A 24,185-nucleotide genomic window follows, 5' to 3' on the forward strand; every position below is an offset into this window, starting at 1 on the left:
TCCTGGACACTCACGGCCACCCGAGTGTGTGTCCCGGATGGGCCGCCTGGTTTACGCACCTTGGGACGCCGCCACCAGGCGACGACGACGTCCTCCGGCCGGGCCGGATAGCCCGCGACGACCGGCCATGTGCCGCCCCGGCGTCTCCACGCCTGGGCAACCTGGCCCCACCGTCCCGACCGTTGGCACTCACGGTACGCGAGTGCCAATGACTTGTTTAGCACTCTCACCTGCCGAGTGCAAGCACGATGACGCCGCTCAGCCGAGTTCGGCCGCCAGTCCGGCGCTGTTCACCGGCCCCTCATGGGCCCGCTGCTCGGTGTACGTGACCAGCAGACCGATCAACTGGACGAGGTGGGCCGGCAGCGCCAGCAGCGCCGCGACACCGATCACCGCCACCACCCCGACCGCGGCGCCCGGGGACGCGAACGGGTCCGTGCCCAACGCGCCGGTGCCCACCGACTCCAGGAAGCCCGGAACCACGGTGCCGACGATCACAGCCCCGCCCACCACGGCCACCCGGCCGAGCAGCAGCCCGAGCCGGGCGTGGAACATCCCGAACGACCGGCCGATCGGGTTCTGCCGCTCGAACAGGTAGACCGGGCCGGCCAGGCTCAACGCGAACGCCAGATAGATGCCCGGCAGGACGCAGAAGCAGAAGCCGATACCGATGAGCACGCTGACCAGCAACGTCCAGCCCCACAGGCCGAGCGCCCGGCGCAGGCCGTACCGCAGCGCCGCATCCAGGCTGGCGGGCCGGCCGGTCGCCTGCTGGGTGATCACCCAACTGCCGGCGGCCCACCCCACCGCCTGCACCAGACCGATCAGCAGGCTGCCGCCGACCAGCACGGCGACGAGGGTTGCCAGGGTGGCGGCGAAGTTGTCCGGCAGTCCGGCCGCCGGATCCATCTCGGCCTGCGCCTCCCAGCCGGGCGACGGGTCCACACCCAGCGAGATGACCGAGAGCACCGCCGCCGGCAAGACCTGCGTGAGCAGCATGATCGGCACCAACTGCCGCCAGCCCCGGCGCAGCGCGCCCCCGCACCGCTCGAACCAGGCCCCGATGCCGGCACCGGGCGGAGTGACCAGGGCGTCGTTCGGATCAAACCCGTGACCCGGCGGGTACCAGCCGACCGGCGCCCCCGGATACCACGGCTGCCCACCGTAGGGGCCCACCCCGGGCGGGTAGCCGCCGGTGGGCGGATAGGCCCAGCCCTGCGGCGGCGCACCGGCCGGACCCCAACCGCCCTGCGCCGGATCCCAACCGGGCGGCGGCCCAGCCGGCGGACCCCAACCGCCCTGCGCCGGATCCCAACCGGGCGGCGGCCCAGCCGGCGGACCCCAACCGCCCTGCGCGGTGGGATCCGGCGTACCCGCCGGACCGGCCTGCCCCCAACCCTGGGGGATCGGGCCGGGTGGCGGCCCGTATCCAGGCGGCATCGCAGGGCCGGGGCCGTATCCGGGTGGCATCGCAGGGCCGGGGCCGTATCCGGGCGGCATCGCAGGGCCGGGGTCGTGTCCGGGTGGCGGCCCGGGATCTGCGCCGGAGGCCGGTGGCGTGCCCGGGGCCGCGCCGCCGGAGACGGGTGAGGTGGGGTCGGACGGGCCCGGCTCACCCGGCCCGGAGGGCGTGGTGGGTGGGGGCGACTGGTCGGTCATGAACCCTCCTCAGCATCTGCTGGAACGGCTCACGATCTTCCCGGTTGGGCGTCCGCACCGCAGCCCCGACCCGCCAACCGATCGGGGGCGATCCGCGAGCGGGAAGGTCGGGAATTCGCTCAGGCGATGACGCGTACGTGTTCCGCCTGCGGGCCCTTCTGCCCCTGGGCGATCTCGAACTCCACCCGCTGGCCGTCGTCCAGCGCCTTGTAGCCGTCCATCTCGATCGCGGAGAAGTGGACGAACACGTCCTGACCGCCGTCGACGGCGATGAAGCCGTAGCCCTTTTCGGCGTTGAACCACTTCACGGAACCCTGTGCCACGGTGCACTTCCCTCACTCTTGCGCAGCGTTGCCTGCCCGGGCGCGCGGCACGGCCGGACGCCCTCGGAGCACCGCCTCAGCGATCGACGACGGCCGCTGAAAGGGTGACCGAAATCGCACGCTACACGAGGAGTGACGGCCGCGCACGACCCCAAATCGGGCGTATTCTCGGACGACCCGACCAGGCCCGGGGGCCGGACCGGAACGGGCCGCGGACGACCGGTCCCGGCTCGCCGCCCGGCGGCCCGGCGGCGGGGCGGGGCACGCCCCGAGGCAGCTCCCGCCCCTGTGGTAGGCATGCAGACATGACCACCGATATCGGCTCAGCCGCCGTTCGGCAGGCCGAGATCCACCGGGTCCGGCCGGAGGACGCCGCCCGGATGCGGGCACTGCGCCTGGAGATGCTCGCCGACGCGCCGTTGGCCTTCCTGGAGACCGTGGCGGACGCGGCGGCCCGACCGCACGGCGAGTTCGCCGCGCGGGTGGCGTACACGTCGGCCGGCCCCCACAACGCGCAGTTCGTCGCGGACCCGGGGGGCCGTCTGGTCGGGCACGCCGGCGGCACGGTCGCGCCGAACGAGCCGGGGCTGACCGTCATCTACGCCGTGTACGTCACGCCGGCCTGGCGGGGCAGCGGGCTGCTCGGCGAGCTGATCGACGGGGTGGCCGCCTGGTCCCGGGCCTGCGGCCGACCGGAGCTGCTGCTGGAGGTGGTGGTCGGCAACGACCGCGCCTACCGGGCCTACCGGCGGCTGGGCTTCACCGACACCGGCGTGCGAGTCCCCCACCCCACGATCCCCGCCCTGAACGAACTACAGATGCGCCGAACAGCCTAGAAACAAGAGAACCCATCCCAAGGCAGAACCCCGGTGATGTCTAAAAGCCGGACGCGTCAGCGACAACCGCGTCCACGTGAGGGTTTCCGGGGCAGCCCGCCCCGCGCAGGGATCAAGCCTGACCGCCCGGAGCGGGGCGGGCTGCCCCGGAAACCCCCAACCGCAACCAAAGATCAGACGTGACGCCGCGACTGCACGATCCGGAACCGGTTGGCCACGTACGCCCCGTCCGTCAGCGCCGAGTTGGCCGCCGCGTTCGCCCCACTGCCGTGGAAGTCGGAGAACGCCGCCGACTGGTTGACGAAGACCCCGCCGGTGAGGTTGCAGGACAGGTGCACCCCGACCTCGACCGCCACCGCCTCGGTGGCGTCCAGCACCGCCTCGTCGGTGGAGTAGACCGCCGCCGTGAGCGCGCCCTTCTCCCCGACCGTCCGGCGCAGCAGTTCCAGGCTGTGGGCTGTGGAGTCGGTGGCGATGGCGAACGAGATCGGCCCGAACCACTCCCGGCCGTACGTCTCGGCGTCGTCCGCGCCCAGCTTCACGATGGTCGGGGTACGCACCACCGCGTCGGCGTACGCCGGGTGGGCCACGGCCCGTGACTCCAGGACCGGCTCACCCACCTTGGTGACCTCGGCCAGCCGCTCCAGCACCCCGTCGTTGACGATGGCGCCGGTCAGCTCGACGCCGCGGGCCGGGTCGGCGGTCAGCTTGCCGACCGCCGCGGCGATCCCGCCGGCCACCTCGTCGAAGCTCTTGTGGCCCTGGTCGGTCTCGATGCCACCGGCGGGGATGAGGATGTTCTGCGAGGTGGTGCACATCTGCCCGCTGTAGAGGGTCAGCGTGAAGCCGAGGTTGCGGCACATGCCGGCGAAGTCGTCGGTGGAGTCGATGACCACCGTGTTCAGCCCGGCCTTCTCGGTGTAGACCGACGCCTGCCGGGCGTGCGTCTCCAGCCAGTCGCCGTACTCGGTGGAGCCGGTGAAGTCGACGATCTTGACGGAGCGGTGCAGGGCCAGGTCGCTGGCGAGCTTCTCACCGGGCGCCTCGGCCGCCAGCATGATCAGGTTCGGGTCGAAGCCGGCCTCGGCGAGCACCTCCCGGGCGTACTTCACCGTGACGGCCAGCGGCAGCACCGCGCGCGGGTGCGGCTTCACGATCACCGGGTTGCCGGTGACCAGCGAGGCGAACAGCCCGGGGTACGAGTTCCAGGTCGGGAAGGTGTTGCAGCCGATCACCAGCGCCACCCCACGCGGCACCACGTGGAACGTCTTGGTCATCCGCAGCGGGTCGCCCTTGCCGGCGGCCTTCTCCCAGCCGGCCGTGCCGGGGTGCCGGGTCATCTCGGCGTACGCGTACGCCAACGCCTCCAGCGCCCGGTCCAGCGCGTGCGCGCCGCCGGCCTGGAAGGCCATCACGAACGCCTGCCCGCTGGTGAACTGCACCGCGTTGGCCAGCTCGAAGATGTGCTTGTGCAGCCGGTCCAGGATCTCCAGGCAGACGCCCACGCGGGCCTGCGGGCCGGCGTCGCGCCAGGCCGGGAGCGCGGCGGAGGCGGCGGCGATCAGCTCGTCGGTGCCGGCGTGCGGGTAACGCACCGCCAGGTCGACCCCGAACGGGCTCGTCTCGGTGGCGATCCGCTCGCCGGCGCCCGGCTGGTCGAGCGGAAAATCACCGCCGAGGTACGCCTCGAAGGCGGCCTTGCCGTCGGCGGCGGCCGTTTCGCCGTACACGCGGGGGCTGGGGGACTCGGGATAGGCGGACCAGTAGCCCCGCTCCGTGATCGCGGTCAGCGCTCGGTTGAGGGTGTCGGCGTGCCTGCCGTACAGGGGATGCGGGGTCTCCGTCATGCCAGCCATCATGCAACAGCCAGGTCCGCGAGCAGTAGGGGCGGATGCCAGACAGAGGTTCATGCCTGAGCCAGGTCCGCGAGCAGTAGCGCCGATACCCGTCAGAGGGTGAGCTGCCAGTTGTTCCAGGCGTCCACCGGGCGGAAGCCGAACTGCTCGTTGATGGCCACCATGTAGCTGTTGCTGGCCGCGTTCCAGGTGTCGATGACGCGTACCGCCGGCTCGTGGGTGAGCAGGTGGTGCAGGTTCTCCGCCTTGGCGATCAGGCCCAGGCGGTGCCCACGGTGGGCCGGGTCGACGATGGTGATCTGCTGGAAGGCGTGCCAGTCGGCGGTGGCGCCCACGTCGAGCAGGGTCCAGGCGACCAGCCGACCGGACGCTTCGTGCCGCATCCCGAGGTGGTAGCGCCGCCGGCCCCGGGCGTCCAACGCGCGCTCGTTGCCCCGGATGCGCTCGGCGTCCACCTGCTCCGGTTCCCACTGCACGTCACCCATCGGCGCGTCCATCAACAGCCGGCTGTCCAGGTAGGCGATGTCCGCCACGTACTCCTGCGGCGTGGTGCCCTGCCAGCAGACCGACCCGTAGCCCTCGGCCCGCGGCTCGGCCTCGGCGAGCGCCGCCCGCAGGGCGACCCGGTCGATGTCGGCGATCTCCAGCCGGCGTCGCACCTCGGCCAGGGCGGACTGCGCGCCGGTCGAGGCGGCGAACGCGTCGCCCGCCCCGGAACGGGCCGCACCGCCGGGCAGCGCGCGGACGGTCATCGCGACCACCCGCTTGCGGCCGTGCTGGCGCAGCAGACGCACCCCGTACTCGTGCAGTGCCCGGCCGACGCCGCGCCGCCGCAGCTCGGGATGCACCGTCAGCTCGGCGGTGGCGTTGTCGGTGTTGTCGAGCTGCGGCAGGTCGAGCTGGAGGTACCCGGCCGGCACACCGTCCAGCCGGGCCAGCGCCCAGAGCGATCGGGTGCCGGGTGCCGGCGTGTGGAACAGCGCGTCGAAGCGACGCCGGCAGAAGGGCGGGAAGTCCGGAAGGTCGACCTCGTTGGCCGCCACCCCGACCCGGTACGCCTCGTCGACCGCGGCCCGGTCGGCGCCGTCGAACGACGTGATGGTGATGCTCATGCCGGGGAGCCTGACAGGCGGAAAAGCGATGGGGCCAGCGAATTATTCGCTGGCCCCATCGGACGTGGTCGGGAGGGACACTCGCACAACGCCTCCGGCGTTGGGTCGCAAGAACTTCAAAAGTCTCCGGCGAAATGCCCTCCCGCACGGAGCATCTTGCGCCGTCCGGTTCCTGCCGTCAAGTCCAGACCGGCGGGTTTTCCATACTCACAGCGAAAACCCAGTTACTGGCCGGTGGGCCCGGCGCGGCCCCAGAGTCAGCCGAGGAGGCCGGCGTCGCGGGCGGCGCGAAGGCTGGGCTTGATGTGGTGGGTCGGGCCGACCTGACTGGCCACCGCGTCGATGGTCTTCAGGCCCTCGCCGGTGTTGAACACGACCGTCTCGGCCGTCGGGTCGAGCCGCCCGGACTCGACCAGCTTGCGCAGCACCGCCGCGGTCACCCCGCCCGCCGTCTCGGCGAAGACGCCTGTGGTGCGTGCGAGCTGGCGGATGCCGGCGCGGATCTCGTCGTCGTCGGCGTACTCCATCCAACCGCCGGTGCGGCGGACCGCCTCCAGGGCGTAGAGGCCGGCGGCCGGGTCGCCGATGTTGAGCGACTTGGCGATGCCGGTGGGCTTGACCGGGGTGATCGTGTCCGTGTCGGCGTGCAGCGCGGCGGCGATCGGGTTGCAGCCGGCCGACTGGGCCCCGAAGACCTTCCAGCCGCCGGCCGGCGCCTCGACCAGGCCGATCTCGACCAGCTCGGAGAACGCCTTGTCAATCTTGGTGAGCAGCTCACCGCTGGCCATCGGGATGACCACCTGGGCCGGGATGCGCCAGCCGAGCTGCTCGGCCACCTCGTAGCCGAGGGTCTTGGAGCCCTCCGCGTAGTACGGCCGGACGTTCACGTTGACGAACGCCGTGTCCTCGAATTCGTCGGTCTCCACAAGCTCACCGCAGAGCCGGTTGACGTCGTCGTACGAGCCGTCGATGGCGACCAGTTCGCCGCCGTACACGGCGGTGGTGATGACCTTGCCCTGCTCCAGGTCGCTGGGGATGAAGACCACCGAGGGCACACCGGCGCGGGCGGCGTGCGCGGCGACCGAGTTGGCCAGGTTGCCGGTCGACGCGCAGGCGAACCGGGTGAAGCCGAGTGCCTTCGCGGCGGTCAGCGCCACCGAGACGACCCGGTCCTTGAACGAGTGGGTCGGGTTGGCGCTGTCGTCCTTGACCCACAGCGGTGCGGTGATGCCCAGCTCGGCGGCGAGGTGCGGGGCCGCCACCAGCGGGGTCAGCCCCGGGTCGAGGGTGACCCGGGTGGCCGGGTCCTGGCCGGCGGGCAGCAGCGCGGCGTACCGCCAGATGTTCTTCGGGCCCGCCTCGATCTGCTCCCGGGTGACCGTGGCCAGGGCCGCGAGGTCGTAGTCCACTTCCAGGGGGCCGAAACACTCGTAGCAGGCGTGCTGGGCGGCGAGCGGGTAGCGGGCCGAACAGGCGCGACAGACCAGGGCGCGGGCGGGGCTGGCGGAGGTGTCGATGCCGGAGGCGGCGAGCGTCGACGTCATGTCGAGAGTCCTCTCATCTTTCCCCGCATCGCACGGTGCGGCGGGGACGGAATTGGCACCTGCCCCGCGGGTCGCTCAGCGGTGAGCGCGCGGGGTGGTTGCCGGGGCGTCGTCGGGCCGTATCCCTCAGCCCCTCTGGATGAGGTATGCAGTTGTGCCGTCGAGTCTAGGCAACGTTGCCTGTCGCCTCCACCGGGTATCCCAGGGAGTGGGTCAGCGGGCGGCCACCGCCACCGGGTCGACCACCGCGGCCGGGTCGGTGACCGCGGTGGGTCGCGGCAGGGACGACGACCGGGTCCGTGCCCTGGTGGCGAGGTTCGCGGCGACCAGGGCGGCGATGGTGATCGCGGCGCCGACCAGCTCGATCGCCTCCGGCCGGTAGCCGCGGGCGATCTGCACGACGAAGGTGGTCACCGGGACCAGGTTCATGAACAGGGCGGCGTTGGCGGCGCCCAGCCGCTGCACGCCGGTGTTCCACGCCAGCACCGCGACGACGGCGGCGACGATCACGGCGTACGCCAACTGTGGGGTGACCGCCACGAGGTCGGCGGCGGCCGGCGCGTGCTGCCACCCGACGGCGTCGGCGCCGATGCTCGCGGCCAGCATGGCGGCCGTGCCGGCGAGCGCGGTCAGCGTGGTGAAGCGCAGCGGCGACCAGGCGCCGAACCGGCTGGCGCCGTGGGTGTAGATGCCCCAGCCGAGCACCGCGCCGATCATCATGAGCCCGCCGAGACCGAACTGGCCGAACCCGACAAGGCTCCCGCGGGTGATCACCAGGCCGACTCCGAGGAGCGCCACCAGGGAGAGTGCCAGCAGGAGCGGCTTCGGTCGTACGCCGTCCCGGGCCCACCGGACCAGCTGGGTGATGACCGGCGTGGTGGCCACGAAGAGGGAGATCTGCTGCGGGGCGGCGTGTTCGAGCGCCAGGTTGGTGAGCAGGTTGAAGCCGGCGAAGCCGACGACGCCGAGCACCACCACCTCGACTCCCCGACCGCCGAGCCGCAGCGCTGCGGGGCCCTCGCGGAACAGCAGGATGGCGACCAGGATGACTGTGGCGAACAGGTAGCGGGCGGTGGTCAGGTTGAGCGGATCGACCCGGCTCAGCGCGCTGGCCAGGATCGGGAACATCGCGCCCCAGGCGAGCACGGCGAGCAGCGGATAGGCGGCGGCGCGGGATCGCATCGGCAGCTCCCTTGTTCGAGTATTTTCGAACCAACGACACCGACCATAGGGTGTTGTTCGAGAGTTGTCGAACAAGGGTTACACTGGTCACATGGAGCCGCACGAACCCGACCTGACCGCCGTACCGGTCACCGCCGTGCTGGCCGCACTCGCCGACGACGTGCGGCTGCAGATCGTGCGGGCGCTCGCCGAGGGTGGCGAGGCCGCGTGCGGCAGCTTCGACTTCGGCGTCTCGAAGGCGACCCGCAGTCACCATCTGAAGGTGCTGCGCGAGGCGGGCCTGACCCGCACCCGGGCCGCCGGCACGAGCCGCCTGGTTCGGCTCCGCCGCGACGAGTTGGACCAGCGGTACCCGGGCCTCCTGGACGCGGTCCTCACCCCGCGCCCTCCGGCCTGACGCCGCCGCCTCCGCCCGATCCGACCGACCTCGAACGACCCTCGACCGACCTCGACCGACCTCGAACGGGCGCGCGTCGCCGGAGCCGCCTCGTCGAGGCTCCGGCGACGCGCGGTACGGGTGCGGTCAGGCGGAAACCGGGGCGGGGTCGGTCACCGAGGCCGGTGGAGCGTCGGCGCGACGCCGGGCGAACAGCGCGTCGAGCGCCCAGGGGCCCGAGCCGAGCGCCGCGACCAGAAGGAACGACCAGCAGAAAAGCGCCGACAGCTCACCGCCGTTGCGCAGCGGAAGCAGGTCTTCGGGCTGATGGACCACGAAATAGGCGTACGCCATCGAGCCGGAGGCGAGAAGCGCGGCGGGCCGGGTGAAGAGCCCGGCCAGCACCAGCGCGCCGCAGATCAGTTGGATCAGCGCGGCCCACCAGCCCGGCCAGGAGCCGAACGGAATCGCCGAGCCGGTCATCGGGTTGCCGCCGAACAACCCGAAGATCGAGGACAGGCCGTGCAGCATGAACAGCAGGCCGGTCACGATGCGGAACAGGGACAGGGTCGGCCCGCCGAGCCGAGAGACGTTCATGGAGACCTCCATCGAAGGGGACAGATCTCTTCAATGGTGGGACATGAATGTATCGAAGTTAATAAATTCCTTGCTAGTGGGAAGATCCCCGCTCGGAACATATCGCCCGCGTGGGAGCGCTCCCGCCCAGAACGTACCGCAGCCGAGGTGGCCGTACAGGCTGTCGAGCTGCCCCGTGTGTGGGGCGCCAGCCCGCCGACGGCTACCGCGTGCCCGACATGTTCCTGAATCCGCCGGAGCACATCCGACCCATCGGCAACAAGGCTCTCGTCTTCCGCGTGGACGACCTCGCCCGTGCCATCGAGCGGTTCCGGGACCTTGGTGTGACCATCGTCTGGGACCATGTGGACCTCGGCGACCGCAGCGTCTCCACCGCCATTCGCGACAACGATGGCAACTTCATCAACGTCTTCCAGTCCGGCGCCAGCCCCGTCGGCTGACGCACTACCGATGCTCCACTCCGTATCGCCGACCTGGGGCTTTCCACGTCGCGGGATACCGCCACGTCGGCGGAGTGGGGGTGGATCACCGGTCCGCCGTGGAGCGGTAGGCCGGCGGGTCGACACGAGAGCCGGCCCGGGCGAGCTGCGGGGGCGGGCGGCGGTGGGACGCCCGCGTGGGCGAGGATCGGCGGATGATCTCCCTCGGCACGGCAGCACGGCGACGGGCCAGCGCGGTGGTCGCGGCGGTCGCGGCAGCTCTCCTGCTCACCGCCTGCACACCCGGCGACCACCGGGGCCAGGGCGGTGACCCCACGGGCCGGCCACCGACCACGCCCGGCACGACCCCGTCGGCGAGCGCCGAGCCGGTCGCCGAGTGCCCGGCCTCCGGCGTTCGGATCCGGTCCACCGGTGGGGACGCGGCGATGGGCCTGCGCGCCCTCGGCCTGGAACTGGTCAACTGCGGCGACCGCCCCTACCGGCTCAACGGCTACCCGGTGCTGTGGGTCCTAAACGAGCAGCGCAAGCCGATCATCCTGCGGGTGGTGAACGGCGCGAAGGAGATCACCTCGGGCTTCGATCAGCCGCCGCAGCCGGTCACGCTGCGCAAGGGCGAGCGGGCCGTCGCCACCGTCCTCTGGCGCAACCTGGTCACCGATTCGACGGTGGTGGCCACCGCCGGGGCGTACCTGACGGTCGCGCCCGCCGCCGGTCAGCCGGCCGAGGAGGTCGACCCGGACGGCCCGATCGACGTGGGCAACACGGGCCGGATCGGCGTCAGCGCCTGGCGGAAGGCTACGACGTGATGTCCTTGCGGGTGAACCGCCAGAACGCCAACCCCCAGAACAGCGTCGCGTAGCTGATCGCGGAGATGCAGCCGCGTACCACGTCGTCGGTCTGCACCGGCGTGGAGAGCAGCCCCAGCCAGGCGGTGCTGAAGTGGGTGGGCAGGAAGTCGCGCAGGCCCCCCAGGGCGGTGATCTGGTCCAGGATGCTGGACAGGATCCAGAGCAGGACCGCTCCGCCGACCGCGCCGAGCGCGGCGTCCGTCGTCACCGACAGCAGGAACGCCAGGCCGGCCACCACCAGGAGTACGACCGCCAGGTAGCCGAGCACGGCCAGCAACCGGAGCAGCCCCTCGGTCGGCTCCAGCTCGGCGGCGACCGTGCTGCGCAGTGGCGACCAGCCGTAGCGCAGGGTCCCGGCGAGCAGGGCGGTGCCGGCCAGCAGCAGCAGGGCCAGCCCCGAGTACGCGAGCGCGACCACCAGCTTCACCGTGAGCAGCCGGGCCCGGGGCACCGGGATGGCGAGCAGGTAGCGCAGGCTGCCCCAGCTCGCCTCGCTGGCCACCGTGTCGCCGCAGAACAGCGCGACGACCACGACCAGCAGGAACGACGCCGACACGAAGATCGAGAAGAGGGTGAAGTTGAGCCCGCCGGAGGTGGCCAGGTCGACCAGGCTGGCGAACTCGTTGTTGCCGTTGTCGTCGTCGCCACCCGAGTTGAACTGGAAGGCGACCAGGATGATCAGCGGCAGCAGCACCATGAACCCGAGCGCCAGCTGGGTCCGCCGCCGGGACGCCTGCCGGCGGAACTCCGCCACGAAGGGCATGGTGGCCGAGGGTCGGTAGCCCCGGGCCGCGCCGGCCGGGTCGGTGACGCCCACCGGCGCCTCGACGGAAGATCCAGCCATCACCGGTCACCGCTTCCCCGAGAGTTCTCGCCCACCAGGGCGAGGAACGCGTCCTCCAGGCGTCGCCGGGGCACCACCCGGTCCACCCCGATGCCGGCGCGCACCAGCTCCGCCACCACCTCGCTGCGGGCCGTGCCGTTGGTGTCGACCACCAGTTGGCCGTCGCTCTCCGGCAGCACCCGTACGCCGTGCAGCCGGTCCAGCACCGCCCGCGCCGCCACCGGATCGGTGACGTCGAACAGCACGCTCGGCGACTCGCCGACGATCTCCTGCACCGGCCCGGACGCCACGATCCGGCCCTTGTTCACCACCACGGCGTGCGTGCAGGTCTGCTCCACCTCGGCCAGCAGGTGGCTGGAGACCAGCACCGCGCGGCCGTCGGTGGCGTACCGCTGGAGGACCCGGCGCATCTCGGCGATCTGCGGCGGGTCGAGCCCGTCGGTCGGCTCGTCCAGCACCAGCAGCTCGGGAAGGCCGAGCATGGCCTGGGCGATGGCGAGCCGCTGGCGCATGCCGTGGCTGTAATTCTTGATCTTTCGGTGCACCGAGTCGCCCAGCCCGGCGATCTCCAGGGCCGCGTCGAAGTGCGCGTCCTCGGCCGGCCGTCCGGTGGCATTCCAGTACGCCCTCAGGTTGTCCAGACCGGACAGGTGCGGCAGGAAGCCGGGCCCCTCCACCAGCGCGCCGATCCGGGACAGCACCGGCGAGCCGGACACCAGCCGACGACCGAAGACGTAGATCTCCCCAGCGGTCGGCTGGGTCAGCCCCATCAGCACCCGCAGGGTGGTGGTCTTGCCGGCGCCGTTCGGCCCGAGCAGACCCACCACCTGACCGGGGTGCACCTCGAAGTCCACGTTCGACACCGCGACGAAGCCGTCCGCGTACTCCTTGCGCAGCGCGCGCACGGCCAGCGGGGTGTCCGCGTACTCCGGATGCACCGAGCGGTCCTGGCGGCGGTGCCGGCGGCGGACCACGGCCACGACCACGACGAGCCCGATCACGATGGCGGCGAGCAGGCCGGCGAGCACCCAGCGCCAGAGCGTCGCCGCGGTGGGGATCGGCTCACCGCTGACCGTGGGCAGGCTGACCGCGCCGTCCGCGGCCACCGTGTAGACGGTGGGCTCGGCGGGCGTGGTGTACGCCTGGTCGGAGCTGGCCACCACCAGTCGCAGCCGGTGCCCGGCCTCGACGCGGCGAACGATTCCGGGCAGCGTCACGGTGACCGGGCGGGCGTCCTGCACCCGCTGCGGCAGGCCGGTGAGCCGGACCGGGGCGACCAGCCCGTTCGGCAGGGTGGCCGCGCCGTCGGGGTCGACGTCGTAGAGCTTGACGAAGAGCACCGCCTCCCCGGTCGGCGAGGCGGCCCGCACGGTGACGGTGGGTGCGCCCGCCACGTCCACCGCCTCGGTCAGCGGCGCCGACTCGAAGCGCGCGTGCTGGCCGGGCACGTCGCCGGCCACCCCGTCCAGCAGCGAGGTGAGGCCACCGGCGAAGGGGATCGAGGAGATGGCGGCCGGGTTGCCGTTCGGCGGGTTCGCGATCGGCTGCGCCGGACCGGCGACAGTCACCTCCCGGCGGGCGTTGCCGGCGAGGCCCGGATAGTCGGCGCGGCGGAAACCGGTGGCGACCAGGCCCCGGTCGAGCGCGTCGAAGCCGGCGATCCGCGACCAGGTGAAGTCGTCGCCGGGCGCGTCCCCCTCGCCCTTGACGTAGTGGTCGAGCCACTGGACGGTCAGGAACTTCACCCGGTCTTCGTCCGAGCGGGGTCCACTGCCACCGTCGTGCCCCCCGGTGAACCAGGCGACCCGGACCGGGGTGCCGGCGGCGGCGATGCCCTTCGCGTTCGCGTCCGCCTCACCGAGCGGAAAGAGGGTGTCCGCCTCACCCTGCACCAGCAGGGTGGGGGCCTTGATCCGGTCCAGCACGCCCGCCGGGCTGGAGCGGCGCAGCAGGTCCACGGCGGCCTGGTCGGCGCGGCCGGCGGTGGCGATCCGCAGGTACGCGGCGCACACGTCGGCGGCGAATCGCCCGCAGGACGGGTCGGCGGCGCCGGCCGGGGCTCCACCGGGAGCGGTGCCCGGGCCCTCGCCCGGCCCCGGGCTGGGCGGGCCGGCCGATGCCGGCGCCCCCTCGGGCTGGGCTGCGGTCGCACCGGAGAGCCCGGCCGGGCCACTGCCCACGTTGCCGCCCCCACCGAAGAAGAGACCCGCCCAGCCCTTCTTGAACACGCCCTCGGTCGGTGCCGCACCGGTGCTCTCCGGCAGGAACGCCCGGGACAGGTCATTCCAGGTGATCATGGGGACGATCGCGTCCACCCGACGGTCCTGGGCGGCCAGCAGCAGCGCCAACCCGCCGCCGTACGAGCCGCCGACCACGCCGACCTTCGGATCGCCGGGGGCGTCGGTGCGCACCTCGGGCCGGGCGGCCAGCCAGTCCAGCAGCCGCTCGGCGTCGCGCACCTCGTAGTCCGGGTTGTCCAGGTGGATCTCGCCGCCGCTGCGGCCGAAGCCCCGCGCGGTCCAGGTGAGCACCGCGTAGCCGCGCCCGGCGAACTCCTCGGCGTCCGAGCGCACCGACTCCTTGGTCCCGCCGAACCCGTGCGCCAGCAGCACCGCGGGGACCTTCCGACCGGACGACGCCCCGGTCGGGAGGTAGAGGGTCGTGTCCAGGTCGACGGGCTGGTCTCCGGACGGTCCGGAGCGGACGGTGAGCATCGCGCTCTGGGTGCGTACGCCCGATTCCCGCGGCCACACCGCCCAACCGACGGCGGCCGCCAGCAGCACGACGACCGCCGCCGCGGCGATCGCGCGGCGGCGGGTGGGCAGGGCACGCCGGAACCACGCGGCCGGCGACGGCGATCTCATGCGGCACACGGTACGGGCCGCAGGCTGAGCGTTGGCTGAGATCCGCCGTACGTCCGTCCGGTTGCTCCGATCGGTGATCCCTCCCGGTGCGACCGCGCATCCTCCGGCGCGGCCGGGTGAGTTGAGTTCGGATCCCGTGAATTCCGATCTTCCGCGGATATCCCCCTCGATCCCTTCATGTCACACGCATCGGCGGGACACAGCGTGCCCGCAACCCTGACGAACGGTGACATCGCTCGAACTGACGCAAACCTGACTCACCGGCAACCGGTCGACCCCCGCAGGGTTCGGTTAGTTTTCCGGTCCGGTGGACGGGACTTGTCGGCGAGCCCGACACCGCGCCGATCCCCCGCCCGACGCCGGAGGAGACACACCATGACAGTCCCCGCGCCGCGGGCCCGTCGACGGACGTCCATGCTGGGCCGATCGTTGCCGCTGCTGCTCATCGTCGCGCTGCTGGCGCCGGTGGGGCTGCTCTTCGCATCCACCTGGCGGCAGACCGGCGACGATCGGAGCCTGGCCGACCGCGAACGGCTCGGCGTGCAGTACCTGCGCGCCCTGGCCCCGGTCACCGAGGCGCTTGTGGAAGCCCAGTCCGCGGCCGTCGCCGGACGCCCCGTCCCGGGCGAGCCGCTGAGCCGCGCCGTCGAGCAGGCCGCCACGGTGGACGCCCGCATCGGCGGGCAACTGCGCAGCCAGGAACGGTGGGCCGGGCTACGGGCCAAGGTGGAGGCGCTGCGCGACCGCAGCCCCGCCGACCCGGAGGCCGCCTACACCGCGTACGGCGAGGTCACCGACCTGCTGCTCGCCCTGCACCGCAAGATTCGGGAGAGCTCGGGACTGGGCCGTGACCCGGGCGCCGACTCGTTCTTCCTGCAGGACAGCGCCGGCGAGGAGCTGCCCGAGGCGGTGGTGGGCGCCGGCCGGCTCGCCGACCTGGGCGCGCTCGCCACCCGACGACCGGCCGCCGAACGGGCCCGCAGCCTCATGGAGCTGACCGGTATGCGGGTGTCCGCCCTGTCGCCGGCCGGGGACGTGGTCGACAACCTGCGCTCCGCCGTGGACAGCTCGGAGAGCACCGACCTGGGCGCCAACGTGCTGACCCCGCTGGACGCCTATCAGCGGTCGGTGGAGGCGCTGGCCCTGTACTCGACCCCGAGCGCCACCGGCACCGTCGACCAGGGCCAACTGACCGCCGCCGCACTCAATTCGCGCAACGCCGCGCGGCAGCTCCAGCCGGTCATCCTCGGCGAACTGGACGCCCTGCTCGCCGAGCGGATCGACGGGCTGGCCCGGGACCGCTGGCTGGCCGCCGGGGCGGGCGCGCTGGCCTTCCTGCTGCTGGCCTGGCTCGCCGGCATGCTGGTCGCCGCCGGTCGACGCGCACGTCGGCGGGCCGCCACGTCGGACGCCGGCACCCCCGCCGCCCCGCCGCCCGGCGACCCCTGGCAACCGCCAGCCCCGACCGGCCAACCGGCCGATCCTCGTCCGCTGCAACCGGTCGGCGCGGCCCACGAGCCGATCCTCGCGCAGTGGGGGCCGTTCGATGCTTCTCGGTAGGCTTCGGATCCGCGGAAAGCTCGCGTTGCTCGTGGTGATCCCCCTGCTCAGCATGGTCGGCCTCGCGGTGCCCGTGGTGCTGGACCGGGTGGCCGCCGCGCAACGCGCCGCCGACATCACCGAGCAGGTGCGGCTCGCCAGCCGGGTCGGCAGCCTCGTCCAGGACCTGCAACAGGAACGCATCCTGTCGGTCGGCTACCTCCTCGGCCGGGTCGAACGCTCCGAGCTGGTCCGCAAGGCCGCCGACGTGGACGACCGGGTGGCCGACCTACGGGCCGACGGCGGAGACGCGCTGACCGAGCGGGTCGACCACGCGCTCAACGGGGTGTCCAGCCTCATCGACCTGCGGACGGCCGTGCTGGCCCGAGTCGCGAACCCCGGCCAGGTGATGGACGCGTTCGGCCCGGTCAACCGGGGGTTGATCGAGTCGCTGCGGCTGGTCTTCAGCGTCGACACCGAGACGTTGCCGGGCCGCCAGGTGCTCGCTCTGGACGGGCTGCTGCGCGCCGACGAGGGCCTGGGCGCATGCGCCACCCTGAGCATCCTGGTCAAGGCGATCGGCAGTCCGGACACCACCGCCGGGTACGTGGCGTGCATCGCCGCCCTCCAGGTCGACAACCTGCGCTTCCGCACTCTGATCACGCCCGAGCAGCTCAAGGTGGCCCAGCTCAACGACGCGGCGGTGGCCGCGCGTACCAGCCCCGACTTCCTGATCACCAGCGCCCGGGACCCGGCCGCCGCGGTCCGCGACGTGCCGATGGACGCGCTCTTTCCGGCCGTCCGCACGATGATCCAGCTCGGCCAGTTCGTCGAGAAGAAGCTCGTCGCCGACGTTCTCGCCGAGGTGAAGGCCGACCAGCGGCGGGCGCTGACCGCCGCGTACCTGGTGGGTGCCGCGGCGGCGTTGATCCTGGCGCTGGTGGTGCTGCTCAGCGTGGCAGTCGCGCGGACGGTGGCCCGACCGCTGAGCCAGCTCACCCGCTCCGCCGACCGGGTCGCCCGGGTCGCCGAGGCCGAGCTGGTCCGGGTCACCGACGACGAGACGGAGCACGTCCAGTCGGTCCGGTTGGAGCCGGTGGTCATCCGGTCCAACGACGAGATCGGTGACCTGGCCCGGGCCTTCGACCGGGTGCAGAACACCGCGGCCCAGCTGGTCGAGCGGCAGGTCGCCGGCCGGCGCAACGTGGCGCAGATGTTCGGCCACGTCGGGCGGCGTACGCAGAATCTGGTGAGCCGCCAGCTCGCGCTGATCGACCGGCTGGAGCAGCAGGAGGCCGACGCGGGCCGCCTGGAGCACCTGTACCGGCTCGACCACATCTCCAGCCGGCTGCGGCGCAACGCCGGCAGCCTGGTGGTGCTCTCCGGCTCGGCCGGCGCCGACGCGCACACCGCGCCGGTGCCGCTGGCCGACGTGGTCCGGCTGGCGCTCGGCGAGATCGAGGACTACACCCGCGTCGAGGTGCAGGTGCCGGCGGGCATCGCCGCCGCTCCGGCGGTCGTCGGTGACCTCGTCCTGGCGCTGGCCGAGCTGATGGAGAACGCGACAGTCTTCTCCCCGCCGCACACCCGGGTGCTGGTGGCCGGCGAGACGTCCGGGCGGGGTGCCCGGATCACGGTGGTGGACAACGGCATCGGCATGAGCGAGCAGCGACTGGCCGAGGAGAACGCCCGGCTCACCCGGCGCGAACGTCTCGACCTGGCGCCGACCGAGGTGCTCGGTCTCTTCGTGGTGGGCCGGCTGGCCCGCCGCCACGGCTGGGAGGTGAGCCTCGCCGCCACCGTGGGCGGCGGGGTGACCGCGCAGGTGGAGATCCCGCAGACGTCGCTGGTGCTGCGCCGCGCCGACCGGGCCGGGGCGACGGTCGCCCGGGCAGCCGTGCCGGACCGGGGCCGACGGCCGGCTCTCGACTCCGCCCGCGAAGCCCGCTCCCGCGCCGCCGTCGCGGCACCGGCCGGATTCGACACGGACCTGCTCAGCCGGGCCACCCGCAGCCTGGAGTCGGGCCAGTCCTGGGACGCGTTCGGCGCTCGGGAACCGGTCGACTCCGGCGTTTCCGCCGCTACGGCACAGGGTCCAGCCGCCGCCCCGGACAACCCGGCGACGGCGGCGGGTCCGACCGCCGGCCCCAGGGTGCGGCAGCGGGTGCCCGGGGCCAGTCTCCCCGCCACCGCCGCGCCGACCCGGCCGGTCGACGCCACCGGCGGCGACCCGGACGCCGCTCGCGCGCTGGTCGAGGCGTTCCAGTCCGGCGTACGCAGGGCCGAGCTGAGCGTCCCGCCGGCCGCCGGCCGCCCGGTCGGGCAGTGGTCGATGCGCACAGCCACCGAGCCGGCCACCAGCGCCGGCCCCACGCTGGCGGATCCGAGCGAGACCGTCGACCTGCCCGCCACCCCGGGCGGCCTCGGCCCCACGGTGGCGGACACCGCCGGACTCAGCCGGGGCCGTCCCCGACTGAGCCGCCGGGTGCCCGGCGCTAACCTCACGGTCTCCCCACCCTGCCAGCCGTTCAGCCCGCACCCCGGGGACCCGGCCGAGGTACGCGACCTCATCACCGAGTTCGAGGCGGGCGTCGCCCGTGCTCTCCGCGAAGTCAGCCCAGACCGTCGGAACGAAGAAGGATCATCACGGTGACCAGCCCCTTCCTGCACGACAACGTCGACCACCAGAGCCAGCCCGGCGCCGTCGGGGACCTCAGTCCCGAAGCGCGCACGTTCAACTGGCTGTTGGACTCCTTCACCTCCAGCACGGCCGGGGTGCTGGAGGCGATCGCGGTCTCCTCGGACGGGCTGCTGATGGCCATGTCGGCGATCAAGGACCGCTCCAACGCGGAGCGGCTGGCCGCCGTGGTCTCCGGCATGACCAGCCTCGCCGGCGGCGCGGCCAGCTGGTACGCGCTCGGCGGCCTGAACCGGGTGATCGTCGACATGGCCGACGGCTATCTGCTGATCAGCGCGATCAGCAGTGGCTCCGTGCTCGGCGTCGTCGCCGACCGGTCGGCGAACCTGGGCACCGTCGCGTACGAGATGACGCTCTTTGCCGGTCGGGCCGGTGGTGCGCTGACCCCGCGACTGATCGTCGAGCTGAAGAACGCCGTCCAGCAGTGACCCCCGACGTCGCCGGCGAGGACCCGGACCCGGAGCCCGGGACCCGGATCCGCCCCTACCTGCGCACGCCGCACCCGGGTGGGGGCGGCGCTCCGGCGGCGCCAGAGCCGCAGCCGAGCGGTGGCGGCCCGACAGGTCCGCGGCCGTTCGTGCTCACCTCCGGGCGGGTGGCCGGCGCGGATCCGGCGATCGGGCTGGAGACGCAGGTGACCCTGCGCCCGGACGGCGGCCGGTGGACCGACCCACCGGTCGGCCTGCTGGCGCCGGAACTCCAGGCGATCATCGCGCTCTGCGCCGAGCCGATCTCGGTGGCCGAACTCTCCGCCCGGGCCCGGCTGCAGTTCGGCGTGACCCGGGTCCTGGTCGGCGACCTGCGGGCCGCCGGGCACCTGGACGTGCACGTCACCGACGCCAACGACGCCTTCGACCCCGACCTCATCCTGCGAGTGATTGATGGACTTCGTGCGATCTCCTGAATGGCCGGGCGTCCCGCTCGGAGGGCTCGCCGGCAACAGCGCCACCGCCCGCTACAGCACGGCCCCGGGGACTCCCCCGGCGCTCGGACGGGCCGCGCCGCCGCCGACGGGGCCGCCACCGCCGTACCGGCCACCGGCCGACGCCGCGCCGACCAACCGGCCACCGGCGGCGCCACCCGTGCCGGTCAAGATTCTCGTCGCCGGCGGGTTCGGCGTGGGCAAGACCACCACGGTCGGGGCGATCTCCGAGATCGCGCCGCTGACCACCGAGGCCGAGATGACCAGCGCCGGGATCGGCGTGGACGACCCCGGCGTACGGTCGAGCAAGACCACCACGACGGTGGCGATGGATTTTGGTTGCGTGACCATCGACCGCAGCCTGAAGCTCTACCTGTTCGGCACCCCTGGGCAGGCACGGTTCGGTTTCATGTGGGACGACCTGGCCCGGGGTGCGCTCGGCGCGCTGGTGGTGGTCGACAGCTCCCGGCTGGACGACTGTTTCCCGGCGATCGACTTCTTCGAGCGGGCCGGGTTGCCGTTCGTGGTCGGGGTCAACGCGTTCGACGGGCGACTCGCCCTGGAACTCGGCGAGATCCGCTGGGCGCTCGCCATCGGCGATCATGTTCCCCTGGTGCAGTTCGACGCCCGGGACCGGCTCTCAGTGCGGGACGCCCTGCTGGTCGTCCTGGACCGGGCGTTGGACCGGGCCACCCGGGACAGGAAGGCCTGAGTCGACCGGCTCCGGCCGTGGCGGGAAGGGGTGATCTGTGAGGGGCGACCTGGACGAGACGCTGGCCCGGTTGGCCCGGCGCGAGGAGGCGCTGCGCCGGCGGGTCACCGATCGGGACGACACCGCGCCGCCGCCGGGCCCGACCGCTGGGCAGGGCGCCGCCACGGGTGGGCGCAACGCCGGGCCCGCCCGGCACGATGGTCGGCACGCGGAACGGGAGAGCCCCGGCGACGTCGTCGGGTGGGGCCCGGTCGAGGAGGTGGCCGAGGCGGTCCGCCAGGTCGTCGGCGCACACCCGGGCCTGGCGGTGACCGTCCGCGTCGAGCACGACGGCCGGACGTACCCGCTGCGGGTCTCCTGGGACGGCCCGGACGTCACGGTCGGCCCGGAGCTGCCGGTGCAACCCCCGCCGTCCTGGCCGCTGTCCGGTCGGACGGTGCCGGCGTGGGCACCCGGCCCGGACGGGTTGACCCCGGACCCGGCGGCCCGTCTGGCCGAGCTGATCCGGCGGGATCCGTCGCTGCTGGATGAGTTGGATCCGCGGCGCTGACCGCCCCGACGAGCTGACGGCGGCTACGGTCGGGCGGTGGCCCAACCCGACCTGACCCTGACGGCGAGCCTGCGGCCCGCGGCGCTGGACGCCCGACGGGGCATCGTGCGGCTGCACCCGGAGGCGCTGACCGCGCTGGGGCTGCGCCCCGGCGACCCGGTGCGACTGACGGGCCGCCGGCAGACCGCGGGGATCGTCGCGGCGGCCGGGGCGGGCGCGAGCAGCGCCCTGCTGTACGCCGACGACCTGACGCTGGGCAACCTGGGCCTGCGGGACGGCGCTTCGGTGCGGGTGTCGCCGCTGCCGCTGACCCCGGCGGGCCGGGTCACGCTGACCGGGCCGGTGCAGGTGGTGGCGGCGGTCAGCCCGGAGATGCTCCGGCTCGCCCTGCTCGGCAAGGTGGTCACGGCGGGCGACGACGTGTCGCTGCTGCCGCAGGACGTGCTGCCGGACGCCTCGACGCGCAGCCTCGTCGAGGCGGCCCGGCGCAGCCTCGCCACCACCGTCGGCTTCGCCTGGACCAGCACCCTGCTCACCGTGGTCGCCGTCGAGGAGTCCGCCGGGTCGTTGGTCACCATGGACACGGTGGTCGCCTGGGAGCACGGGCCGGCCACCCACGGCGAGCCCGTTGGGGCGCCTGGGTTCGGCGCGGCCCCGACAGTGGACGCGACCGGCGACGCGCCGGACGTGGACGAGCTGCCCGGCCTGCGGGCCCAGGCCGAGGAGCTGACCGAGCTGTTGGATCTCGGCTTCCACCATCGGGAGGTGCTGGGCCGGCTGGGCACCACCATCTCGCTGGGTGTGCTGCTCTCCGGGCCGGCCGGCTCCGGGAAGTCGGCGCTGGTCCGGGCCGTCGCGGCCCGGGTGGGCGCCCGCGTCCACCCGCTGTGGGCGCCCGAGGTGGCCGCGCTGACCAACCAGGCGGCCGCCGACCGGCTGCGCGCCGCGGCGACGACGGTTCGTGCCGGCGGACCGGCGGTGCTGCTGGTCACCGATGTGGAGGCGTTGGCCCCGGCGGAGGAGCCCGGCCCGCTGGCCACGGTGTTCCGGCAGGTGCTCGCGGAGACCGTCCACGCCGGCGTCGCCGTGGTCTGCACCACCGGTCGACCCGAGGCGGTCGACCCGGCGCTGCGCGCACCGGACCTGTTGTCGCTGCGGATCAGCGTTCCACTGCCCGACCCGGCCCTGCGCCGTGAGCAGCTCACCGTGCTGACCCGGCAGGTGCCGCTCGCCGACGACGTCCGGCTGGACGAGGTGGCCGGGCGTACCCCCGGGTTCGTCGCGGCGGACCTGGCCGCACTGGTCCGGGAGGCCGGGGTACGCGCGGCGCTGCGGCAGAAGACCGCGCGGACGCCCACGGTGGCGATGGCCGACTTCACCGCCGCCCTGGAGGTGGTCCGGCCGACGACGATGGCCGCGTCCACCCTGGAGCTGGCGTCGGTGACCCTGGACGACGTCGGCGGCCTGGACGAGGTCAAGCAGACGCTTACCGAGTCGGTGCTGTGGCCGCTGACCTATCCGGACACGTTCGCCCGCCTCGGCGTGCAGCCACCGCGCGGCGTGCTGCTCTACGGCCCACCCGGCTGCGGCAAGACCTACCTGGTCACCGCGCTCGCCGGGTCGGGGCGGGCGAACGTGCTCTCGGTGAAGGGCGCGGAACTGCTCTCCAAGTGGGTGGGCGAGAGCGAACGCGCAGTACGCGAGCTGTTCCGCCGCGCCCGGGAGGCCGCCCCGACACTGATCTTCCTGGACGAGGTGGACGCGTTGGCGCCGGTACGCGGGCAGGCCACCGACGGGGGCACCACGGATCGGGTGGTCGCCGCGCTGCTCACCGAGCTGGACGGGGTGGAGACGCTGCGCAACGTGGTGGTGGTCGGCGCCACGAACCGGCCGGACCTGGTCGACCCGGCGCTGCTGCGACCCGGCCGGTTGGGGCGACTGGTCTACGTGCCGCCGCCGGACGGGCCGGCCCGCGCCGAGATCCTGCGGGCCGCGTCCCGGCACGTACCGCTGGCGCCCGACGTCGACCTGGCCGCCCTCGGCGCGGAGCTGTCCGGCTTCTCGGCGGCGGACTGCGCGGCGGTGGTCCGGGAGGCGGCGCTCGCGGCGATGCGGGAATCCCTGGCCGCCGCCACGGTCACCGCCGCGCACGTGGCGGTCGCCCGGGAACGGGTCCGGCCGTCGCTCGACCCGGCCCAGGTCGCCTGGCTCGCCGCGTACGCCGCCGGCCGGGACTGAGCGCCGCACCCAACCTTTCGTCGTACCCGGCGCGTTACCAGAGCGGCACATTCCTCAGTGGAAAGATCCACTCGACGACAGGCGGTGTTCCTCTTGCGCAGGTTGCTCTCTCTTCTCGTCGTCCCCCTGGTGGCCGCGGCCACCCTCACCACGGTCGGCTCGGCGGCGACCGCGCACCCGAGGGCGTCGTTCCCGTCCCGGATCGCCCTGCCGGACGGGTTCAGCCCGGAGGGTCTGACGATCGGCCGGGGCACCACCGTCTACGTCGGATCCGTCGGAAACGGCGCGGTCTGGCGCGGCGATGTCCGTACCGGACGTGGCTCGGTGCTCATCCCGGGTGCGCCGGGCCGGGAGAAGGCCGGTCTCAAGCTCGACCCGCAGGGGCGGCTGTGGACCGCCGACTTCTCCGCCGGTGGAGCCAGCGTCTACGACGGCGCGACCGGCGCCCAACTGGCCCACTACCAATTCACCGACGAGCCGGGCAGCATCGTCAACGACCTCGTGATCACCAGACGCGCCGTCTACTTCACCGACTCCGCCCGGCCGGTGCTGTACGTCGTACCGCTGCTCCCGGGTGGTCGGCTGCCCGCCGCCGGCGCCGCTCGGGTCCTGCCACTCAGTGGCCCGGCCGCGACGCCCGACGCGTTCAACAACGGGATCGTGGCGCTGCCCGACGGTGACCTGCTGGTCGCGCAGATGCTGACCGGCCGGCTGGTACGCGTCGACCCGCGCACCGGAACGAGCCGTGTCTTCGACCTCGGCGGCTACTCGGTGGACCGGGCCGACGGGCTGGTGCTGCGCGGTCACACCCTCTACGTGATCCGCAACCTGACCAACGTCATCGCGGTCGTCGGGCTGAACGCCGGCTACACCGCCGGGGTGGTGCGACGGGAGATCACCAGCCCGGACCTGCGGTCGCCGGCCACCGGCGACCTGCTCGGCTCGGCGCTGTACGTGGTGAACGGCCGGTTCGACGTCGAACCCGGCCCGGACGTCGACTGCGACGTCGTCCGGCTCCCGGCCTGATCGAGCGGTCGGTGGTGGC

At 73.2% G+C, this 24,185-nt stretch carries 21 protein-coding genes and 1 riboswitch; of the genes, 12 read left to right on the forward strand and 9 right to left on the reverse strand.

Annotation, left to right across the window (positions count from 1 at the left end):
- Window positions 1-258: 258 nt before the first annotated feature.
- Entirely contained in the window at window positions 259-1,440 is a 1,182-nt protein-coding gene (locus ABZT87_RS13600; RefSeq protein ID WP_355135635.1) for a hypothetical protein, read from the reverse strand.
- Between the two features lie 338 nt (window positions 1,441-1,778).
- Window positions 1,779-1,982, reverse strand: a complete 204-nt coding sequence (locus ABZT87_RS13605; RefSeq protein ID WP_088950422.1) for a cold-shock protein — start codon at window positions 1,980-1,982, stop codon at window positions 1,779-1,781.
- A gap of 305 nt (window positions 1,983-2,287) precedes the next feature.
- Here ABZT87_RS13605 and ABZT87_RS13610 point away from each other — a divergent pair, with 305 nt between their 5' ends.
- A complete protein-coding gene (locus ABZT87_RS13610; RefSeq protein ID WP_355135637.1) occupies window positions 2,288-2,818 on the forward strand; it encodes a GNAT family N-acetyltransferase in 531 nt (176 codons plus the stop codon).
- A gap of 173 nt (window positions 2,819-2,991) precedes the next feature.
- Here ABZT87_RS13610 and paaN read toward each other — a convergent pair whose 3' ends face one another.
- From paaN to ABZT87_RS13630, 4 genes are all read right to left on the reverse strand, one after another.
- Window positions 2,992-4,665 carry a phenylacetic acid degradation protein PaaN gene (gene paaN, locus ABZT87_RS13615; protein ID WP_355135639.1) on the reverse strand — a complete coding sequence of 558 codons (1,674 nt, stop codon included), beginning with the start codon at window positions 4,663-4,665 and terminating at the stop codon, window positions 2,992-2,994.
- Window positions 4,666-4,766: 101 nt separating this feature from the next.
- The gene (locus ABZT87_RS13620; protein WP_355135641.1) at window positions 4,767-5,786 is read right to left on the reverse strand and encodes a GNAT family N-acetyltransferase; all 1,020 of its coding nucleotides are present in this window, start codon (window positions 5,784-5,786) and stop codon (window positions 4,767-4,769) included.
- 257 nt (window positions 5,787-6,043) lie between these two features.
- A complete protein-coding gene (gene thrC, locus ABZT87_RS13625; RefSeq protein WP_355135643.1) occupies window positions 6,044-7,330 on the reverse strand; it encodes a threonine synthase in 1,287 nt (428 codons plus the stop codon).
- 10 nt (window positions 7,331-7,340) lie between these two features.
- Window positions 7,341-7,476, reverse strand: a riboswitch (SAM riboswitch).
- A gap of 67 nt (window positions 7,477-7,543) precedes the next feature.
- Window positions 7,544-8,512: a DMT family transporter gene (locus tag ABZT87_RS13630; RefSeq protein WP_355135645.1), complete on the reverse strand. Its 969-nt coding sequence runs from the start codon at window positions 8,510-8,512 to the stop codon at window positions 7,544-7,546.
- A gap of 91 nt (window positions 8,513-8,603) precedes the next feature.
- On the opposite strand from ABZT87_RS13630, the gene ABZT87_RS13635 reads away from it, so the two are divergent.
- The gene (locus tag ABZT87_RS13635; protein WP_355135647.1) at window positions 8,604-8,909 is read left to right on the forward strand and encodes a metalloregulator ArsR/SmtB family transcription factor; all 306 of its coding nucleotides are present in this window, start codon (window positions 8,604-8,606) and stop codon (window positions 8,907-8,909) included.
- 126 nt (window positions 8,910-9,035) lie between these two features.
- On the opposite strand, the gene ABZT87_RS13640 is transcribed toward ABZT87_RS13635, so the two are convergent.
- A complete protein-coding gene (locus tag ABZT87_RS13640) occupies window positions 9,036-9,485 on the reverse strand; it encodes a DoxX family protein (protein WP_355064427.1) in 450 nt (149 codons plus the stop codon).
- A 179-nt stretch (window positions 9,486-9,664) separates the two neighbouring features.
- Here ABZT87_RS13640 and ABZT87_RS13645 point away from each other — a divergent pair, with 179 nt between their 5' ends.
- Both ABZT87_RS13645 and ABZT87_RS13650 read left to right on the forward strand, forming a co-directional pair.
- Window positions 9,665-9,925, forward strand: a complete 261-nt coding sequence (locus tag ABZT87_RS13645) for a VOC family protein (protein WP_355135649.1) — start codon at window positions 9,665-9,667, stop codon at window positions 9,923-9,925.
- A gap of 194 nt (window positions 9,926-10,119) precedes the next feature.
- A complete protein-coding gene (locus tag ABZT87_RS13650; protein ID WP_355135651.1) occupies window positions 10,120-10,731 on the forward strand; it encodes a DUF4232 domain-containing protein in 612 nt (203 codons plus the stop codon).
- Here the strand turns inward: ABZT87_RS13650 and ABZT87_RS13655 are convergent.
- Together ABZT87_RS13655 and ABZT87_RS13660 are read right to left on the reverse strand one after the other, a co-directional pair.
- A complete protein-coding gene (locus tag ABZT87_RS13655; RefSeq protein ID WP_354858036.1) occupies window positions 10,721-11,617 on the reverse strand; it encodes an ABC transporter permease subunit in 897 nt (298 codons plus the stop codon). The two genes, ABZT87_RS13650 and ABZT87_RS13655, sit on opposite strands and share 11 nt — an antisense overlap.
- On the reverse strand, window positions 11,617-14,481 hold the full coding sequence (locus ABZT87_RS13660; protein ID WP_355135653.1) for an alpha/beta fold hydrolase: 2,865 nt from the start codon (window positions 14,479-14,481) through the stop codon (window positions 11,617-11,619). The genes ABZT87_RS13655 and ABZT87_RS13660 overlap by 1 nt, the downstream gene beginning before the upstream one ends.
- A gap of 375 nt (window positions 14,482-14,856) precedes the next feature.
- On the opposite strand from ABZT87_RS13660, the gene ABZT87_RS13665 reads away from it, so the two are divergent.
- From ABZT87_RS13665 to ABZT87_RS13700, 8 genes are all read left to right on the forward strand, one after another.
- Window positions 14,857-16,041, forward strand: a complete 1,185-nt coding sequence (locus ABZT87_RS13665; protein ID WP_355135655.1) for a hypothetical protein — start codon at window positions 14,857-14,859, stop codon at window positions 16,039-16,041.
- 34 nt (window positions 16,042-16,075) lie between these two features.
- Complete coding sequence (locus ABZT87_RS13670) at window positions 16,076-18,673, forward strand: nitrate- and nitrite sensing domain-containing protein (RefSeq protein ID WP_355135657.1); 2,598 nt, start codon at window positions 16,076-16,078, stop codon at window positions 18,671-18,673.
- Entirely contained in the window at window positions 18,670-19,146 is a 477-nt protein-coding gene (locus ABZT87_RS13675; RefSeq protein WP_007465863.1) for a roadblock/LC7 domain-containing protein, read from the forward strand. Before ABZT87_RS13670 ends, ABZT87_RS13675 begins: the two co-directional genes overlap by 4 nt.
- Window positions 19,143-19,622 (forward strand): DUF742 domain-containing protein, encoded by a 480-nt coding sequence (locus tag ABZT87_RS13680; protein WP_354858044.1) that lies wholly within the window; start codon window positions 19,143-19,145, stop codon window positions 19,620-19,622. The genes ABZT87_RS13675 and ABZT87_RS13680 overlap by 4 nt, the downstream gene beginning before the upstream one ends.
- Window positions 19,600-20,352, forward strand: coding sequence for an ATP/GTP-binding protein (locus tag ABZT87_RS13685; protein ID WP_355135659.1), 753 nt, complete (start codon window positions 19,600-19,602; stop codon window positions 20,350-20,352). Before ABZT87_RS13680 ends, ABZT87_RS13685 begins: the two co-directional genes overlap by 23 nt.
- A gap of 37 nt (window positions 20,353-20,389) precedes the next feature.
- The gene (locus tag ABZT87_RS13690; protein WP_355064411.1) at window positions 20,390-20,902 is read left to right on the forward strand and encodes a hypothetical protein; all 513 of its coding nucleotides are present in this window, start codon (window positions 20,390-20,392) and stop codon (window positions 20,900-20,902) included.
- A gap of 36 nt (window positions 20,903-20,938) precedes the next feature.
- Window positions 20,939-23,140 carry an AAA family ATPase gene (locus tag ABZT87_RS13695; protein ID WP_355135661.1) on the forward strand — a complete coding sequence of 734 codons (2,202 nt, stop codon included), beginning with the start codon at window positions 20,939-20,941 and terminating at the stop codon, window positions 23,138-23,140.
- Between the two features lie 84 nt (window positions 23,141-23,224).
- Window positions 23,225-24,166: a superoxide dismutase gene (locus tag ABZT87_RS13700; RefSeq protein ID WP_355135663.1), complete on the forward strand. Its 942-nt coding sequence runs from the start codon at window positions 23,225-23,227 to the stop codon at window positions 24,164-24,166.
- Window positions 24,167-24,185: the final 19 nt, after the last annotated feature.

The organism is Micromonospora sp. NPDC005237 (genome assembly GCF_040607775.1).
Classification (GTDB): Bacteria; Actinomycetota; Actinomycetes; order Mycobacteriales; family Micromonosporaceae; genus Micromonospora.